The following is a 16,103-nucleotide window of genomic DNA, read 5'->3' on the forward strand; positions in this document are numbered from 1 at the left end:
AGTTTCCGGCAAAAAGAAGGGGAGTTACCTGCACATGAACGTCATATGACGTTTTTGCAAGTTTCATATGCGTTGCAACGCGACGCGCAATTCCTCCGCATGCACTCGGCCCATCTTCCGGAAGGTGATATCACCCTGAGGGTTCAGGATCACCGTAAACGGGAGGCCCCCTACCTCGTTTCCGAACTGGCGCCCGAGTTCCGTGCCCCCAAAACCGGCCACCGCAACCGGATAGGTGACGCGCACCTTACTCAGAAACGCCTGGATGTTGGCAGCGGAGTCGATGCCGATGCCCACGAAGCGGACCTTGCCCTTCTGCTCGTTGGCCAGCGCGGATAGCTCCGGCATTTCCTCGACGCAAGGGCCGCACCACGGCGCCCAGAAATTGACCACGACCGTCTGGCCACGGAACGCCGCCAGGTCCAGGGTTGCGCCGCTCGCATCCGGCAGTTTGGTGCCGTAGAACGTGGCGACGGCCGCATTGGCCGGCGGCTTCGGTTCGGTGTGGCGATGCCCGATGTAGACGCCGAGCGCGGCGGCGGCCGTGCCGGCAACCAGCAGGGCGATCAAAGTGGTGCGGCGGGACATGGTCGGCGTGGGCCCCTATTGTATACAGCGCGATGGCGTGCGGGATTGTACTCCTGTCGGCCCTCACCCCCCGGACAGCAGGCTGCGCACCGCCTCGGCATCGCCGCGCTGGGTCTTGCCGGTGGCGTCGGGGCGGCGGGCGCCACGCACGTCGTCCAGGTCATACAGGGCGATGTGGACGCCGACGGGGGTGCCCGTCTGCGCGCGCAGCTCCCGGGCGAGATCGCGCGATTCGGGCCCGGCCGGCCATTGACCGCGCCACAGGAAGCTGAGCGTTTCCACTTCGTCGCGGCCAGCGAAGTGAGCACTCTCTGTCGTGTCGAAATCCACGCCGGCGTTGAGCAGGAAGATCGCGACGTCCTTCGGACTGTCACAGAAGACCTGCAGGTGGATGTCGGAGTGCTCGCTGGCGGTGCCGTTGAACACTGCGCCGGCCAGATACGGGTTGTAGACCTCGAGGCCCTCCATCAAGACCAGCGCGATACGGCGTAGCAGCGCAAGCACGCGCGGCTGGGAATCCGCCTGAAACAGCGCCTGGTATTCACGGACTTCGGTTTCGACCTGCTCGTTATCCGGAAGCCACTCGCCCACTGCGCGCGCTTCCGTGCCGAGCACCTGGCGTGCGGCCTTGCGCTTGGCAGTGGCGTAGTCGGCACCGTCCTCCGCGATCATGCGGGCGGCAACGGCGGCGATTTCCTCCCGCACGCGGACGGGGTCGAGGGTAGGGCGTTTTGACATGGCTCTATTTTACTGAAGCGGGGGGAGCGCCCCGAAACCAGCGGGTACAATGCCGCGCAACGAAGTCGAGACGTCTCCCATGCATATCCACATCCTTGGAATCTGCGGCACCTTCATGGGCGGTATTGCCCTGATCGCCCGTCAGGCCGGCCACCGCGTCACGGGTTGCGACGCCAACGTCTATCCGCCGATGAGCACCCAGCTCGAGGCGCAGGGCATTGAACTCATCGAGGGGTTCGACCCCGGGCAGCTGTCGGTCGGCGCCGATCTGTACGTGATCGGCAACGTGGTTTCGCGCGGCAACCCGCTGATGGAGGCCATCCTCGACCGCAACCTGCCTTACGTGTCGGGCCCGCAATGGCTGGGCGACAACGTGCTGCGGCAAAAGTGGGTGCTGGCGGTGGCCGGCACGCACGGCAAGACCACGACGACCTCGATGCTGGCGTGGATCCTGGAAGACGCCGGCTACCAGCCCGGTTTCCTGGTGGGCGGCGTGCCGCGCAATTTCGGTGTGTCTGCGCGGCTGACCGAATCCGACTTTTTCGTCATCGAGGCGGACGAATACGATACGGCGTTCTTCGACAAGCGCAGCAAGTTCGTCCACTACCGTCCCCGCACGGCCATCCTCAACAATCTGGAGTTCGATCACGCTGACATCTTCCCCGATCTTGGCGCGATCGAGACGCAGTTCCACCACCTCGTGCGCACGGTGCCGGGCCAGGGGCGACTCCTTGTCAATGGCCGCGAGGATAGCCTGAAGCGCGTACTTGAGCGCGGATGTTGGTCGGAAGTCGAGCATTTCGGTGCAGAAGACAGAGCAGGGTGGAACATCTCCGACCTTGGCGCCGACGACAGCTTCGACGTGGTGTTCCACGGTCAACCGCAGGGCCGGGTACGCTGGGCGCTGCAAGGCGACCACAACCGCATGAACGCCCTGGCTGCCATTGCTGCAGCCCGCCACGTCGGCGTGCCGCCCGCGCAGGCCATTGAAAGCCTGGGGCGCTTCGAAAACGTGAAGCGGCGGATGGAGGTGCGCGGTACCGTGGACGGCGTGACGGTCTACGACGACTTCGCGCATCATCCCACCGCCATCCGAACGACGCTGGAAGGCCTGCGCCGGCGCGTGGGCGATGCCCGCATCCTCGCTGTGCTGGAGCCGCGCTCGAACACCATGAAGCTGGGAGTGATGAAGCAGCAGCTGCCGGATAGCCTCGCCGGCGCGGACCAGGTGTTCGCGTTCGGCGCCGCCGATGGCCGGGACGCCATCGGCTGGGACCTCGCCGGCGCGCTGGCGCCTCTGGGCAAGCGCGCCGCTGCGTTTTCCGATTTGCCGACGCTGGTGGCGGCGGTCACGGCTGCCGCCCGCCCGGGCGACCACGTGCTTGTGATGAGCAACGGCGGTTTCGGTGGGGTGCATCAGAAGCTGCTCGACGCCTTGGCCGCCCGCGTCGGCGCGGCGCACTGAGCGCATATGCCGGCATCCATCGTCTATCTGCACGGATTTCGCTCGTCGCCGCGCTCCTTCAAGGCGCAGTTGCTTGGTAAGCGGATGGCGTCTGTCGGGCTGGCGGGCCGCTACGTGTGCCCCGCGCTGCCTGTCTCGCCGCGCCATGCCCTGGAAGAGGTCGAGGCGTTGATCGCTGAACTTGAAGCGCGTGACGGCGTCAAGCCGGCCCTCATCGGTTCCTCGCTGGGTGGCTACTACGCCACATGGCTCGCGGAGCGACACGGCTTGCGTGCGGCGATGCTGAATCCCGCCACCCGCCCTGAGCGCGATCTTGCCCGGTACCTCGGCGACCAGCCGTTGTGGCACGGTGGCGGCACGATTCGCGTCGAGCCGCATCACCTCGACGAGCTGCGGGCGCTGGCCGTGCCGGCCGTCACGCAGCCGGAGCGCTATTACCTGCTGGCTGCCACGGGCGACGAGGTGCTGGATTACCGTGAAATGCTGGCCCACTTCCCCGGCGCGGCCACGCGCATCATCGAAGGCGGCGACCACGGGATCAGCGATTTCGCGCGCTACATGGACGAAGTGCTCGTCTTCTGCGGCGTTCCGGCCGACATCTTGGCGACGCATCCCTTCGACGGCACATGACCGGGACCCCGTTGTACCCGCGTAGCGCCTGGCGTCGCGCGTTGCCTCCCGCCGTCGTGTATGCCCGGCACTGGGCGCGTTGGGCAGTCGGCGCCAGTTCGCTGACGGCACGGCTGCGTGCGGCCTCGTCCACGTTCGAGGTGCGGCTGCTTGGCCAGAAGCGCGCGATGCCGTTGCGGGACGAATGGCGGTGTCTCGGCATGACCGGGCCCGCAGAGACCCTGGTGCGCGAGGTACTGCTCGCCTGCAACGGCATCCCGGTCGTCTATGCGCACACCGTCGTGCATCCCCGCAGCGTGGCGCTCGACTGGCCGTTCCTGAAGGCGCTTGGCACGCAGCCGCTCGGCCATTCGCTGTTTGCCGATCCGCGGGTCGAGCGCGGCGCGTTCGAGTTTGCGCTGCTTGACGCGCGGCATCCGCTGGTACGTCGCGCAGACGATGCCCTGGGAGACGCACCGGTCGCCAGGAGTGGGCGTCTGCCGGCGCGGCGGTCGGTGTTCCGGCGCGGCGCCAGTGCGATGCTGGTGACGGAAGTTTTCCTGCCGGCGCTGGCGGCTTTTCACCCGCCGCGGTAGGCGCATTTCGCGGGCGCGGGGCCCGGTCAGTGCGGTATCATCGGCCCCAACTTTTCGTTGCCGCACACGCTTCGGGTGTGGCGATTCCACCTCATTCAGAGCGGCCAGACATTGCGTTCGTGCCGCGATCCAGACAAATCCATGCAGTTGCTGTTCGAAGAAGGCGGCGAGATCCGCGCGGGCACCGTCTTGTCCCAACAGGGCGAGGCCTACCAGGTCGAGTTGCCGAGTGCCAAGCGCACCAAGGTCAAATCCCGGGACGTGTTGCTGCAGTTCGCCCAGCCGTCGGCGGGCGAGCTGTCGCAGGCTGCGCAGGCGCTGTCGACAGAGATCGATCTGGATTTCCTGTGGGAGTGCGCCCCCGCCGATGAGTTTGGCTTTACCGATCTGGCGGCCGAGTATTTCGGCGCCGGGGCAGATGCCACCCAGCAAGCGGCGCTGGCCCTCGCGCTGCATGGCGCACCCATCTACTTCCGCCGCAAGGGCCGCGGCCGGTACCAGCGTGCGCCGGAAGATCAGCTGAAGGCCGCGCTGGCAGGCCTCGAGCGCAAGAAGCAGCAAGCCGCGCTGCAGGCCGAATACGAGGCCGAGCTCAAGGCCATGCGCCTGCCTGAAGCGTTCCGCGGCAAGACGCTGCAGCTGCTGTTCAAGCCGGACAAGAACAGCCTCGAATACAAGGCGCTCGATGCGGCATGCACGGCGCTGGGCCTGTCGCCGATGCGCCTGATGGTGGCGGTCGGCGGCATTGCCAATGCGCGCGCGCTGCACGAAGCGCGCTTCCTCTCGGAGTGCTTCCCGAAGGGCACCGGCTTTCCGGAGGTGGCCGTGCCGGAACCGGCGTTGGAGTTGCCGGCGGCCGATGTGCGCGCGTTCTCCATTGACGACGTGACCACCACCGAGATCGACGACGCCATCTCGGTCACGCCGATCGACGACACGACGGTGCGCATCGGCATCCACATCGCCGCGCCGGGCTTCGGCATCCAGCGCGGCGATGCGCTCGATGCGATCGCCCGCCAGCGCCTGTCGACCGTGTACTTCCCCGGCGACAAGATCACGATGCTGCCGGAATCGGTGGTCGATCGCTACACGCTGCAGGAAGGGCGCGCGTGCCCGGCGCTGTCGCTGTATGTGACGGTCGACCGTACCACGTGGACGGTGACCGCCAGCGAGACGCGCTGCGAATCTGTGACGGTGGCGGCCAACCTGCGCCACAACCTGCTCGAGGAGGTCATCACCGCCGAGGCCCTGGCCGCAGGCTCGGGCGAGTACCCGTTCAAGGCGGAGCTGGCTGTGCTGTGGCCGTTTGCCTGCGCGTTGTACGACGCGCGTCAGCAGGCACGCATTGCCAGTGGCCTGAAACCCGAGGGTGCGCAGCGGGGCGATTACTCGTTCTACATCGACCCGATCCCCGAGACCGAAGGCGGCGGCGAGCGCGTACGCATCGAGCAGCGCAAGCGCGGCTCGCCGCTGGACAAGATCGTCGCCGAGCTGATGATCCTGGCCAACAGCACGTGGGGTCGCATGCTGGCGGACGCCGGCGTGCCTGGCATCTATCGCACGCAGAAGGCGTGGGGCATGCACCGCACGCGCATGCAGACGTATCCCGCGCCGCACGAGGGCCTGGGCGTGGCGCAATACGCGTGGAGCACGTCGCCGCTGCGCCGCTACGTCGACCTCGTGAATCAGTGGCAGATTGCTGCGGTGGCGCAGCATGGCGTCACGGCCAAGCTGGTTGCGCCCTTCAAGCCCAAAGACGCCGACCTGCTGGCCGCCGTGGCCGATTTCGAAGCGACCTACGCCGCTTACGCCGATCATCAGTCGACCATGGAGCGCTACTGGTGCCTGCGCTGGCTGAAGCAGGAAAACCGCACGCGCATGCCGGCTGTGGTGCTCAAGGACGGCGCCGTGCGCTTCGCCGAGATTCCGCTGGTGACCAAGGTGCCGGAACTGGCACAGGCCGCGCGCGGCACGCACGTCGTGCTCGACATCCTGGACACCGATGAGATCGGCCTGGAGGTGTCGTGCCGCGTGGTGGAAATCCTTGCGCCTGCCGCGGACGCCGAAGCCGAAGCCGAGGCGATGGAAGAAGAACTGGCCGAAGCCCCGGCCGAACCACAACCTGGCGCCGATGGGGAAGAGGCGCATGCCGAAGCCGAGACAGCTGTGGCGCCGCCGCCGCAGGATGGCGAGACCGGTGGAACGCCCGCGGCCGCATAACTACAATCGCAGTCAGCTTTTTTCTTCGCGCATCGCTCAGGAACCGCCTCGACATGGCCGCCCTTGCAAACCGCCCGGACTGGTCCGGCAGCAGTACGCTCACCAAGGCGCTGGTGGTGTCGCTGGCCGTGCACGTTCTGTTGCTGTTCGTGCGCGTGGTAGCGCCGGAGGCATTCGACATCAAGCGCGACGATCCGGGGCTGGACGTGGTGCTGGTCAATGCCAAGTCATCCACGGCGCCGGCCAAGGCGACGGCCGTGGCGCAGGTCAACCTCAACGGCGGCGGTGAGTTCGACCAGCAGCGCGCCACCACGCCGCTGCCGGCCGATACCAACGAACAGACCGGCGATGCCATCAAGCTTACGCAGCGCCGCCTTGAGTATCTGGAGCAGGAGCAGCGCCGCCTGCTGACGCAATCGAAGGAGCGCGCGCCGCTGGTCAACGACCGCCAGGTCAAACCGGGCGAGCGTCCGCAGCCATCGCCCACCAACGGCACCGACGACCGCACCACTCAAGACGAAATCGCCCGCTTGCAGGCCGAGATCGACCGCAATCTCGAGCACTACGCCAAGCGCCCGCGCCGCAACGTGCTGACCGCCGCCAGCGCCCGCCAGGTCGACTACGCCCGCTACTACGATGCCGTGCGCCGCAAGATCGAGACGCGCGGCACCGCCAACTTTCCGAGCCAGAACGGCCACCCGCTGTACGGCGAACTGATTGTCGTGATCAGCATCAACCGAGATGGCCAGCTTGGCTACAACCAGGACGGCTACAAGATCGAGGGCATCGAGATTGCCAAGAGCTCCGGCAACCCGGCGCTCGATCGCCAGGCCATCGCCATCGTCCGTTCGTCGGCCCCGTTCGGCAGCTTCCCGGCCGAGATGCGCAAGCGCGTCGACATCCAGGATGTGGTCGCCACGTTCAAGTTCACCCGGGCAGGGCTCGAAACGCACCTGCAGACCCGCTGATGTCGTCGTCCAAGTCTTCGTTCCAAGACGCGATTCTCGCCGCCGCGAGCGCGCCGCCCACGGATCGCTATGGCGTGATCGGCAACCCGATCTCGCACAGCAAGTCGCCCACCATCCACGCCGCGTTTGCGCAGCAGACCGGCCAGCACATCCGCTACGAACGCATCTATGCCGAGCTCATCGCATTCGAAGAGACCGTGCAGAACTTCGTACGCGAAGGCGGACGCGGGCTGAATGTGACCGTGCCGTTCAAGCTCGATGCATATGGGATGGCGACGTCGCTGTCGCTGCGGGCGCAATCCGCAGGCGCGGTCAACACACTGAAGTTCGACGGCGAGGAGATCTTCGGCGACAACACCGACGGCGTGGGCCTGGTGCGTGACATCACGCACAACATCGGCAACAGCCTGGAAGGCGAGCGCGTGCTGCTGCTCGGCGCCGGAGGCGCGGCGCGCGGCGTGCTGCTGCCGCTGCTGGAGCACAAGCCGTCACGGGTGTTCGTTGCCAATCGCACCGCTGACCGCGCAGTCATGCTGGCGGAGCGCTTCGAGGCGGCCGCCAAGCTCCACGAAGTCGAACTCATCGGCAGCGGCTATGACCAGCTCGGTGTCGACGACGTGTTCGACGTCATCATCAACGCTACCGCCAGCAGCCTGCAGGCCGAGGTGCCGCCGATCCCGACCACCGTGTTCGGGCCCAACGCGCTGGCGTACGACATGATGTACGGGCCGCGGCCGACGGTATTCATGGAGTTCGCCAAGCGCAACGGCACGCGTGCGTGGGACGGACTGGGCATGCTGGTCGAGCAGGCCGCGGAGTCGTTTCTCGTCTGGCGCGGCGTGCGCCCGGAAACCGCGCCGGTGCTGCACGCCATGCGTGAAGGCCTGCAGGGCGAAGCCGCGGTGGCCGCGCGCACGCAACGCTGAACCGCCCCCTAACGAAGACCCGCGATGATGCGTTGGTTCGGCTACGTGATCGGCTGTTTCGTGGCGGGCGTGGTCGCGCTCAACCTGTACTTCTTCGCTGCCATCGCGAGCTGGCAGGTGTTCAATCCCTCGTCCACCTCGTTCATGCGTGCGGAGCGCATGCGCCTGTGCGGCGCCAACGTCTTCACCTGCAGGATCGACCATCGCTGGGTGAACTACGACCAGATTTCGCGCAACCTCAAGCGGGCCGTCATCGCCAGCGAAGACGCGGATTTCGTCTCGCACAGCGGCTGGGAAGTCGACGCCATGCTCGACGCCTGGGAGAAGAACAAGAAGCGCGGCCGTGTCGTCGCGGGCGGCTCGACCATCACGCAGCAACTGGCCAAGAACCTGTTCCTCTCGGGCGAGCGCCACTACCTGCGCAAGGGCGAGGAGCTGCTCATCACGTGGATGCTCGAATTCTGGCTCGACAAGGAGCGCATCCTCGAGATCTATCTGAACTCGGTCGAGTGGGGCGAGGGCGTATTCGGCGCCGAGGCCGCTGCCCAGCATTACTTCAAGCGCCCTGCCTCGCAGTTGACGGTGGGCCAGGCGGCTCGCCTCGCCGCGGCGCTGCCGGCGCCCAAGTGCTTCGACAAGAAGAGCTACTGCGCCAATGTGCACGTGAACTTCACGCGCAAGGCGACCATCATTGCCAACCGGATGGGCTCGGCCACGCTGCCGGACTGACGCGCCGGTTCAGTTGAGCCAGCCCTTGCGCCGGAAGTAGATCAGCGGAATCGCTGCCGACACGATCATCAGCCCGATTGCATACGGGTAGCCCTCAGCCCACTCCAGCTCCGGCATCACCTTGAAATTCATGCCGTAGATCGAGGCGATCAGCGTGGGCGGCATCAGCGCCACCGACACCACCGAGAACAGCTTGATGATCTTGTTCTGGTTGATGTTGATGAAACCGACCGTGGCGTCCATCAGGAAGTTGACCTTGTCCGACAGGAACGCCGTGTGGTTCTCGATGGAGTCGATGTCGCGCAGCACCTGGCGCGCCTCGTCCTGCTGATCGGTCGACAGCAGCTGGCTGCGCAGCAGGAACGACACGGCGCGACGCGTATCCATCACGTTCCGGCGGATGCGGCCGTTCAGGTCTTCCACGCGGGCGATGATCTCCAGCACGTCGGCGGCGGCGGCGTCCGTCACCTCATCGGCCAGCACGCGTTTGCTGGCGTCCTCCAGCCGTTCGTAGACTTCCTCGATGGAGTCCGCCGAATATTCCGCGTCGGTGGCGTAGAGATCCATCAGCACGTCTTTCGCGTTGCGTACCGACCCCGGGCGCAGCCGCGCCCGCATGCGCACGAGGCGGAACGCGGGCAGGTCTTCGTCGTGGATGGAGAACAGCACATCCTTGGTCAGCACGAACGCCACGCGCACGTTGCGGGACGTGGTCTCCTCGTCGAGCAGGAAATCGGTGCGGATGTGGATGTGGCCGTCTTCGCCTTCAAAGTAGCGGGCGGAAGCCTCCAGGTCGCCCAATTGCTCGAGTTCGGGCAGCACGACGCCGTAGGCTTCCTTGATCCAGGCGAGTTCTTCGTCATCCGGGTCGATCACGTCGATCCAGATCGGCTTGTGCTGCAGCAACTCGCTGCGGTCTTCGACCTGTTCCTGCGCGAGACGGCCTTTTTGCACGACGAACAGGTTGATCATGCGGAGCTTCCTTGGAGCGGGGCGTTGAACAGCGGGGCGAAAAATCGCGCCGAGTGTAGCGTAAAGACACGGCGGAATCAGCCAGAAACCGTGACTCGGCCCGCACGCGTGGGATGGATGCGACGCCAGGATGATGCCGCCACCTGGCCGCCCCGCGGGTAAAATGGAGCGAAGTCATGCGGCAGCCCGGCCGCGTCCTCACCTTCCCGACACCATGCGATTTACCGAACAACTGGCTGCCGCCTGGCAGCGCAACAACTCCTTGCTGTGCGTCGGGCTCGATCCCGATCCGGCGCGCCTGCCGGCGTCGCTCACCAGCACGGGCGGCGCGATCTTCTCGTTCTGCCGTGCCATCGTCGATGCCACCGCCGACCTCGTCTGCGCATTCAAGCCGCAGATTGCGTACTTCGCATCGCAGCGCGCGGAAGACCAGCTCGAGCAGCTCATCAATTACATCCATGAGGCCTATCCGGGCATTCCGGTCATCCTCGATGCCAAGCGCGGCGACATCGGCTCGACGGCCGAACACTACGCGAAGGAAGCCTTCGAGCGCTATCACGCCGATGCCATCACCGTGAGCCCTTACATGGGCTTCGACTCCATGCAGCCGTACCTGGCGCACGCCGACAAGGGCGTGATCGTGCTGTGCCGCACGTCCAATGCGGGCGGCAGCGATGTGCAGTTCCTGGAAACGGGCGGCCGCCCCGTCTACCAGGTCGTGGCCGAACGCGCGCGCGATGTGTGGAACACCAGCGGCCAGATGGGCCTGGTGGTGGGGGCGACGTTTCCGCAGGAGATCGCCAAGGTGCGGGAGATCGTCGGCGACATGCCGCTGCTGATTCCGGGCATCGGCGCCCAGGGCGGCGATATCGAGGCCACCGTGCGCGCTGGCCGCACTGCCGACGGGACCGGCATGATGATCAACTCGTCGCGCGCGATCCTGTACGCGAGCAGCGACAGCGATTTCGCCGATGCCGCCCGGCGCGTCGCGGAACACACCCGCGACCAGATCAACCAGTTCCGCAACTGAGCCGGGTTCCCGGCCCGGTTGCTGTGAGAGCGAGGACGCCATGACCACGCATCCACATCCGCCTGTGGCCGGTACCCACCGGGACGAGACGGGCAAGGATCCGGACCGCAAGCTCGAGAAAGAGCGCGACGACACCCACGAGCATGAGACGACGCGCCGCGATCACGATCGCGACCGTCGCCACGAGCACGATCACGAACACCAGCCGGAACACGACCACGCGCCGCATCGACGGCCCGATCATCCAACCGACTGAAGCGGTCAGGACTCGGCTGCGTCCAGGAAGTCGAGCAGGCCGCGCAGGGCGTGCTCCGCCGCTTGCAGCCGCACCTGCTTGCGATCGCCTTTGAAGTGACGTGTCTCCACGCGTGTCTGCAGCCGGTTGCTCCAGCCGAAGCAGACCATGCCGACCGGCTTGTCGGGCGTGCCGCCGGTCGGGCCGGCCACGCCGGTAATGGCCACCGCCATCTGGGCGCGGCTATTGAGCACAGCGCCTTCGGCCATGGCGCGCGCGACGGCCTCGCTCACCGCGCCGTGCTCGCGGATCAGCGCCGCCGGCACTCCCAGCATCTGCGATTTGGCCTCGTTGGAATACACCACGAAGCCTCGCTCGAGCCATCCCGACGAGCCTGACACATCTGTGATCGCGGCCGACACGAGGCCGCCGGTGCACGACTCGGCCGTCGCCATCATCAGGCTGCGCTTGTGGAGTGTGTCGCCAACCAGTTCGGCCAGTTGAGCCAGTGCGCGGGATTCAGCCATTGCAATACCTTCCGGACTTCGGACTTCAAAGACTTCAGATCGAGCGCCAGAGCGCAAATACGAGCAGCGTGTAGAAGGCCGCCAGAATGTCGTCGACCATCACGCCGTAGCCACCGCGCAGGCCAAAGCCCTTGAGCGTGCGGTCGTAATGGCGGATGGGCGCGGGCTTGGCCATGTCGAAGAAGCGGAACCACAGGAACGCGGCAAACTGCCCGCCCAGCGTGGTCGGCGTCACGAAGGCGAGGACGAGCCAGAACGCCACCATTTCATCCCACACCATGGCACCGTGGTCCGCCACACCCAGGTCGCGCGCGGTACGGGCGCAGGCCCAGATGCCGACCACGAAGCCCACGGCGGCAATCGCGAGCCAGGCCGGCCCGCTGATCCAGCGCGCCAAGACCACGTAGATGAGCCAGGCATACAGCGTCCCCATCGTGCCCGGCAGCACCGGCGAGAGGCCCGAGCCAAAACCGAGCGCCAGGATGCGCGCCGGATGGCCGAACATGAAGCGGGCGGTGGGGCGGCGGACCTGCGCGGTCTGTCCTGCCTCGAGGATCACGGCTTCGGGCTGGCCCGGCGGGTTGGAGGGAGGAAACGGTGCAGAAGACATCATGATGCGGAAGAAAAATGGTCAAAGCTGCCGTGCGTGAAAGTGACCGGCGCCCCGTGCGCGTCCACCAGGCGCAGCCCGGCTTCGGCTTCGATGCGGCCGATGCGCGTGACGGCCACGCCTGCCTGCCGGCCGGCAGCCACCACGGCACCGCGCGCCTCAGCCGGCGCGGTGAAGCAAAGCTCGTAGTCGTCCCCGCCGGCGAGCGTGCATTGCAACTGCAGCGCCGCCGGTTGCGCAGACAGCGTCGCCGAGCGCGGCACGCGCGCCACGTCGATCGTCGCCCCGACGCGCGATTGCGCCAGGATGTGGCCCAGGTCGCCGAGCAGCCCATCGGAAACATCGAGCGCCGCCCGGGCGATGCCCCGCAGCGCGAGGCCCAGTGCAACGCGCGGCGTCGGCATGTCCATGCGCGGCTGCACCTGGGCCAGCGCCCCGGGTGGCAGCGGCCATTCGTTGCGCAGCGCGCCCAGTGCGAGCCTCGCATCCCCGACGGTGCCCGAAAGCCACACATCGTCGCCTGGGCGGGCAGCATCGCGGCGCAGTGCGACGTCGGCCGGGACATCGCCAAAGACGGTCAGGCTGAGCGTGAGCGGACCGCGCGTGGTGTCACCGCCGATCAGCTCGCAATGGAGCGCGTCCGCCAATGCCAGCAACCCTTCCGAGAATGGGCCGAGCCACGCGGGATTCGCGTCGGGCAGCGCCAATGCCAGCGTAAACGCACGAGGCTCCGCGCCCATGGCGGCCAGGTCCGACAGATTCACAGCCAGCGCCTTGTGTCCAAGTGCGCGTGGCTGCGCATCCGCGAAGAAATGGCGGCCGGCGACCAGCATATCGGTCGAAATGGCGAGTTCATGCCCGGGGCGCGGCCCGAGCAGGGCGCAGTCGTCGCCCACCCCCAGCGTGGCACGGCGCGCGGGGCGCGTGAAATAACGGCGGATCAGCCCGAATTCCGACAATTCTGCGGTCAGATCGGCGGAGTTGGAGGGCGCGGCGGATGTGGGCACGGCAGCGGTGTTGGAAGGAAGTGGGGCAAGCCCGATGGTGCCGTGGCAAGGCGGTGGAATATTGTAGCGAATGCGCACAGCAGTCCCACCCAAAATCCCGTTGTGAGATCAGTTTTCACTATATAAAATGACGGGCCCAAGGAGGCGGACCTAGGGCCGGATATCGGCCTATCCCGAGACGCTCGTGAGGGTTTCCCGGCGGCCCGCTAGATGCGACGGCCGGCGTGCGCGCTGGCCACCCGATACGAGAGACCCATGACCACGGTGGATACCCAGCCTCAGCAGCCCGCCCGCACGGATGAAGAACTCAAGGCGCAGCAACGCGCCGCCTTGCGCAAGGCCGCGCTGGAGTACCACGAGTTTCCGACGCCGGGCAAGATTTCCGTCACGCCGACCAAGCCGCTGTCGAACCAGCGCGATCTGGCCCTGGCCTATTCGCCGGGTGTGGCCGCAGCCTGCGAAGAGATCGTCGAAGACGTCGCCAATTCGTTCCGCTACACCGCGCGCGGCAATCTGGTGGGCGTGGTGACCAACGGCACCGCCGTGCTGGGCCTGGGCGACATCGGCCCGGAAGCCTCCAAGCCAGTGATGGAGGGCAAGGCGGGCCTGTTCAAGAAATTCGCCGGTATCGATGTGTTTGACATCGAGATCAACGAAAAAGACCCGCAGAAGCTGGTCGACATCATCGCTTCGCTGGAGCCGACCTTCGGCGGCATCAACCTCGAAGACATCAAGGCACCCGAGTGCTTCTTCGTCGAGCGCGAGTTGCGCAAGCGCATGAAGATTCCCGTCTTCCACGACGACCAGCACGGCACGGCGATCGTCGTGGGCGCGGGCATCACCAATGCCCTCAAGGTGGTCGGCAAAGACATCAAGAAGGTCAAGCTGGTTGCGTCCGGCGCGGGCGCCGCAGCGCTGGCGTGCCTGGACCTGCTGGTCGACCTCGGCCTGCCGCGCGAGAACATCTGGGTGACGGACCTGGCCGGTGTCGTCTACGAAGGCCGTACCGAGCTGATGGACCCGGACAAGGCCCACTTTGCGCAGAAGACCGACAAGCGCACGCTGGCCGAAGTCATTGACGACGCTGACATCTTCCTGGGCCTGTCGGCCGCGGGCGTGCTCAAGCCGGACATGGTCAAGCGCATGGCCGACAAGCCGATCATCTTCGCGCTGGCCAACCCGAACCCGGAAATCCTGCCGGAACTGGCCAAGGAAGTGCGCCCCGACGTCATCATGGGCACGGGTCGCACGGACTACCCGAACCAGGTCAACAACGTCCTGTGCTTCCCGTTCATCTTCCGCGGCGCGCTCGATGTGGGCGCGACGACCATCACGCGTGAGATGGAAATTGCCGCCGTGCACGCCGTGGCCGAGCTGGCCCGCCAGGAGCAGAGCGACATCGTCGCCTCCGCCTACGGCATCCAGGATCTGTCGTTCGGCCCCGAATACCTGATCCCGAAGCCCTTCGACCCGCGTCTGATCGTCAAGATCGCGCCGGCCGTGGCGCAGGCGGCCATGCTTTCGGGCGTGGCGCAGCGTCCGATCGAAGACATGGACGCCTATCGCCAGCACCTGCAGCAGTTCGTCTACCACTCGGGCACGCTGATGAAGCCGATCTTCTCGGCGGCCCGCAAGGTGCCGATGGAGCACAAGCGCATCATCTTTGCCGAGGGCGAGGAAGAGCGCGTGCTGCGCGCCGTCCAGATCGTCGTGGACGAAAAGCTCGCCAGCCCGATCCTGATCGGCCGCCCGGGCGTGATCGCACACCGCATCGAGCGCTTCGGCCTGCGCCTGCGCGAAGGCGTGGATTTCACCGTGGTCAACCCCGAACACGACCAGCGCTTCCGCGAGTACTGGGAAACCTATTACAAGCTCATGGCGCGCAAGGGCGTGACGCCACAGTACGCCAAGCTCGAACTGCGCCGCCGCTCGACGCTCATCGGCGCGGTCATGATCCACAAGGGCGAAGCCGATGGCATGATCTGCGGCACGGTCAGCAACACGGCCGCGCACCTCCGTTACATCGACCAGGTCCTGGGTGGCACGAACAGCGTATACGCCGCAATGAATGGTCTGGTGCTGCCGGGGCGTCAGATCTTCCTGGCGGACACCCACGTCAATATCGACCCGACGGCGGAGCAGTTGGCGGAGATCACCATCATGGCCGCCGAGGAGCTGTGCCGCTTTGGCATCAAACCGAAGGTCGCGCTAGTGTCGCACTCGAACTTTGGCTCGTCAGAGGCGCCGTCGGCGGTCAAGATGCGCGAAACGCTCGCCATCTTGCGCGAACGTGCCCCGCAACTCGAGGTCGACGGCGAAATGCACGGGGACGCCGCACTGGACGAAAAGCTGCGCAACTCGCTGGTGCCGGATTCCACCCTCGCAGGTGAAGCGAACCTGCTGGTGATGCCGAACATCGATGCCGCCAACATCGCGTACAACCTGCTCAAGACGGCCGCCGGCAACAACATCGCCATTGGGCCGATCCTGCTCGGGGCGAAGAAGCCGGTGCACATCCTCACGCCGTCGGCCACCGTGCGTCGTATCCTTAACATGACGGCGCTGACCGTTGTGGATGCGGCCGCGCAAGTGCAGCGCTGATTGGCATTGCACAAGAAGGGGGCGCACGATGCTGCGCTCTTCTTTTTTGGCTCGCCAAGTGTGTGTGCGCTCACATTGCGAGAGCGTTAAGACTGGCAACAAAAAACCGCTCCAACATCGGCCGCCGGTTGATTGTTGTCATCGATGAGCGTACCCTTACGGCCTGAAGGGGTGCTTCTGAGCACACGAGGCCGGTAATCGCCTGGGCGCAGTCAAAAAAGCGATGTTTTGTACGCGTTCGGTTTGCCTTGTTCTGTGCACGCAATCGGTGTTGCAAGCGGA

Annotated in this window: 16 protein-coding genes; 10 read left to right on the top strand and 6 right to left on the bottom strand. The window is 66.1% G+C overall.

Going from position 1 to position 16,103, the window contains the following annotated elements:
• Nucleotides 1–63 precede the first annotated feature (63 nt).
• Together KHN96_RS16805 and KHN96_RS16810 are read right to left on the bottom strand one after the other, a co-directional pair.
• Complete coding sequence (locus tag KHN96_RS16805; RefSeq protein ID WP_045785980.1) at nt 64–588, bottom strand: TlpA family protein disulfide reductase; 525 nt, start codon at nt 586–588, stop codon at nt 64–66.
• A gap of 63 nt (nt 589–651) precedes the next feature.
• Nucleotides 652–1,326 (bottom strand): hypothetical protein, encoded by a 675-nt coding sequence (locus KHN96_RS16810; RefSeq protein WP_045785981.1) that lies wholly within the window; start codon nt 1,324–1,326, stop codon nt 652–654.
• A gap of 79 nt (nt 1,327–1,405) precedes the next feature.
• On the opposite strand from KHN96_RS16810, the gene mpl reads away from it, so the two are divergent.
• The 7 genes from mpl to mtgA all read left to right on the top strand — a co-directional run bounded on the left by mpl (nt 1,406) and on the right by mtgA (nt 8,839).
• Complete coding sequence (gene mpl, locus KHN96_RS16815) at nt 1,406–2,791, top strand: UDP-N-acetylmuramate:L-alanyl-gamma-D-glutamyl-meso-diaminopimelate ligase (RefSeq protein ID WP_062737987.1); 1,386 nt, start codon at nt 1,406–1,408, stop codon at nt 2,789–2,791.
• Nucleotides 2,792–2,797: 6 nt separating this feature from the next.
• Entirely contained in the window at nt 2,798–3,421 is a 624-nt protein-coding gene (locus KHN96_RS16820; protein WP_062737965.1) for a YqiA/YcfP family alpha/beta fold hydrolase, read from the top strand.
• Nucleotides 3,418–3,996 carry a chorismate--pyruvate lyase family protein gene (locus KHN96_RS16825; RefSeq protein WP_045785983.1) on the top strand — a complete coding sequence of 193 codons (579 nt, stop codon included), beginning with the start codon at nt 3,418–3,420 and terminating at the stop codon, nt 3,994–3,996. The genes KHN96_RS16820 and KHN96_RS16825 overlap by 4 nt, the downstream gene beginning before the upstream one ends.
• Before the next feature lie 141 nt (nt 3,997–4,137).
• Nucleotides 4,138–6,216, top strand: coding sequence for a ribonuclease catalytic domain-containing protein (locus KHN96_RS16830; RefSeq protein ID WP_062737964.1), 2,079 nt, complete (start codon nt 4,138–4,140; stop codon nt 6,214–6,216).
• Nucleotides 6,217–6,269: 53 nt separating this feature from the next.
• A complete protein-coding gene (locus tag KHN96_RS16835; protein ID WP_045785985.1) occupies nt 6,270–7,184 on the top strand; it encodes an energy transducer TonB in 915 nt (304 codons plus the stop codon).
• A complete protein-coding gene (gene aroE / locus KHN96_RS16840) occupies nt 7,184–8,110 on the top strand; it encodes a shikimate dehydrogenase (RefSeq protein WP_045785986.1) in 927 nt (308 codons plus the stop codon). Before KHN96_RS16835 ends, aroE begins: the two co-directional genes overlap by 1 nt.
• 24 nt (nt 8,111–8,134) lie before the next feature.
• A complete protein-coding gene (mtgA, locus tag KHN96_RS16845) occupies nt 8,135–8,839 on the top strand; it encodes a monofunctional biosynthetic peptidoglycan transglycosylase (RefSeq protein WP_045785987.1) in 705 nt (234 codons plus the stop codon).
• Between the two features lie 9 nt (nt 8,840–8,848).
• Here the strand turns inward: mtgA and corA are convergent, their stop codons facing one another.
• On the bottom strand, nt 8,849–9,811 hold the full coding sequence (corA, locus tag KHN96_RS16850; protein WP_045785988.1) for a magnesium/cobalt transporter CorA: 963 nt from the start codon (nt 9,809–9,811) through the stop codon (nt 8,849–8,851).
• A gap of 214 nt (nt 9,812–10,025) precedes the next feature.
• Here corA and pyrF point away from each other — a divergent pair, with 214 nt between their 5' ends.
• Nucleotides 10,026–10,841: an orotidine-5'-phosphate decarboxylase gene (pyrF, locus tag KHN96_RS16855; protein WP_045785989.1), complete on the top strand. Its 816-nt coding sequence runs from the start codon at nt 10,026–10,028 to the stop codon at nt 10,839–10,841.
• Nucleotides 10,842–10,881: 40 nt separating this feature from the next.
• The gene (locus KHN96_RS16860; RefSeq protein WP_082062858.1) at nt 10,882–11,097 is read left to right on the top strand and encodes a metal transporter; all 216 of its coding nucleotides are present in this window, start codon (nt 10,882–10,884) and stop codon (nt 11,095–11,097) included.
• Nucleotides 11,098–11,102: 5 nt separating this feature from the next.
• Here KHN96_RS16860 and KHN96_RS16865 read toward each other — a convergent pair whose 3' ends face one another.
• Genes KHN96_RS16865 through thiL form a run of 3 tightly spaced genes read right to left on the bottom strand, consistent with a single transcriptional unit; the run spans nt 11,103 to nt 13,220 of the window.
• Entirely contained in the window at nt 11,103–11,603 is a 501-nt protein-coding gene (locus tag KHN96_RS16865; RefSeq protein WP_045785991.1) for a CinA family protein, read from the bottom strand.
• Nucleotides 11,604–11,637: 34 nt separating this feature from the next.
• Nucleotides 11,638–12,216, bottom strand: a complete 579-nt coding sequence (locus KHN96_RS16870; protein ID WP_045785992.1) for a phosphatidylglycerophosphatase A family protein — start codon at nt 12,214–12,216, stop codon at nt 11,638–11,640.
• A complete protein-coding gene (gene thiL / locus KHN96_RS16875) occupies nt 12,213–13,220 on the bottom strand; it encodes a thiamine-phosphate kinase (protein WP_238587551.1) in 1,008 nt (335 codons plus the stop codon). The genes KHN96_RS16870 and thiL overlap by 4 nt, the downstream gene beginning before the upstream one ends.
• A 255-nt stretch (nt 13,221–13,475) precedes the next feature.
• On the opposite strand from thiL, the gene KHN96_RS16880 reads away from it, so the two are divergent.
• On the top strand, nt 13,476–15,821 hold the full coding sequence (locus tag KHN96_RS16880) for an NADP-dependent malic enzyme (protein ID WP_045785994.1): 2,346 nt from the start codon (nt 13,476–13,478) through the stop codon (nt 15,819–15,821).
• Nucleotides 15,822–16,103: the final 282 nt, after the last annotated feature.

This window comes from Ralstonia mannitolilytica, assembly GCF_905397375.1.
Lineage (GTDB): Bacteria > Pseudomonadota > Gammaproteobacteria > Burkholderiales > Burkholderiaceae > Ralstonia > Ralstonia mannitolilytica.

What these genes read in the sequence shown, in the direction of transcription:
- KHN96_RS16810 (WP_045785981.1), bottom strand. Translation starts at nt 1,326, where the DNA reads ATGTCAAAACGCCCTACCCTCGACCCCGTCCGCGTGCGGGAGGAAATC.
- KHN96_RS16805 (WP_045785980.1), bottom strand. Translation starts at nt 588, where the DNA reads ATGTCCCGCCGCACCACTTTGATCGCCCTGCTGGTTGCCGGCACGGCC.
- mtgA (WP_045785987.1), top strand. Translation starts at nt 8,135, where the DNA reads ATGATGCGTTGGTTCGGCTACGTGATCGGCTGTTTCGTGGCGGGCGTG.
- KHN96_RS16835 (WP_045785985.1), top strand. Translation starts at nt 6,270, where the DNA reads ATGGCCGCCCTTGCAAACCGCCCGGACTGGTCCGGCAGCAGTACGCTC.
- mpl (WP_062737987.1), top strand. Translation starts at nt 1,406, where the DNA reads ATGCATATCCACATCCTTGGAATCTGCGGCACCTTCATGGGCGGTATT.
- KHN96_RS16870 (WP_045785992.1), bottom strand. Translation starts at nt 12,216, where the DNA reads ATGATGTCTTCTGCACCGTTTCCTCCCTCCAACCCGCCGGGCCAGCCC.
- corA (WP_045785988.1), bottom strand. Translation starts at nt 9,811, where the DNA reads ATGATCAACCTGTTCGTCGTGCAAAAAGGCCGTCTCGCGCAGGAACAG.
- KHN96_RS16830 (WP_062737964.1), top strand. Translation starts at nt 4,138, where the DNA reads ATGCAGTTGCTGTTCGAAGAAGGCGGCGAGATCCGCGCGGGCACCGTC.
- KHN96_RS16860 (WP_082062858.1), top strand. Translation starts at nt 10,882, where the DNA reads ATGACCACGCATCCACATCCGCCTGTGGCCGGTACCCACCGGGACGAG.
- KHN96_RS16880 (WP_045785994.1), top strand. Translation starts at nt 13,476, where the DNA reads ATGACCACGGTGGATACCCAGCCTCAGCAGCCCGCCCGCACGGATGAA.
- aroE (WP_045785986.1), top strand. Translation starts at nt 7,184, where the DNA reads ATGTCGTCGTCCAAGTCTTCGTTCCAAGACGCGATTCTCGCCGCCGCG.
- KHN96_RS16820 (WP_062737965.1), top strand. Translation starts at nt 2,798, where the DNA reads ATGCCGGCATCCATCGTCTATCTGCACGGATTTCGCTCGTCGCCGCGC.
- KHN96_RS16865 (WP_045785991.1), bottom strand. Translation starts at nt 11,603, where the DNA reads ATGGCTGAATCCCGCGCACTGGCTCAACTGGCCGAACTGGTTGGCGAC.
- pyrF (WP_045785989.1), top strand. Translation starts at nt 10,026, where the DNA reads ATGCGATTTACCGAACAACTGGCTGCCGCCTGGCAGCGCAACAACTCC.
- KHN96_RS16825 (WP_045785983.1), top strand. Translation starts at nt 3,418, where the DNA reads ATGACCGGGACCCCGTTGTACCCGCGTAGCGCCTGGCGTCGCGCGTTG.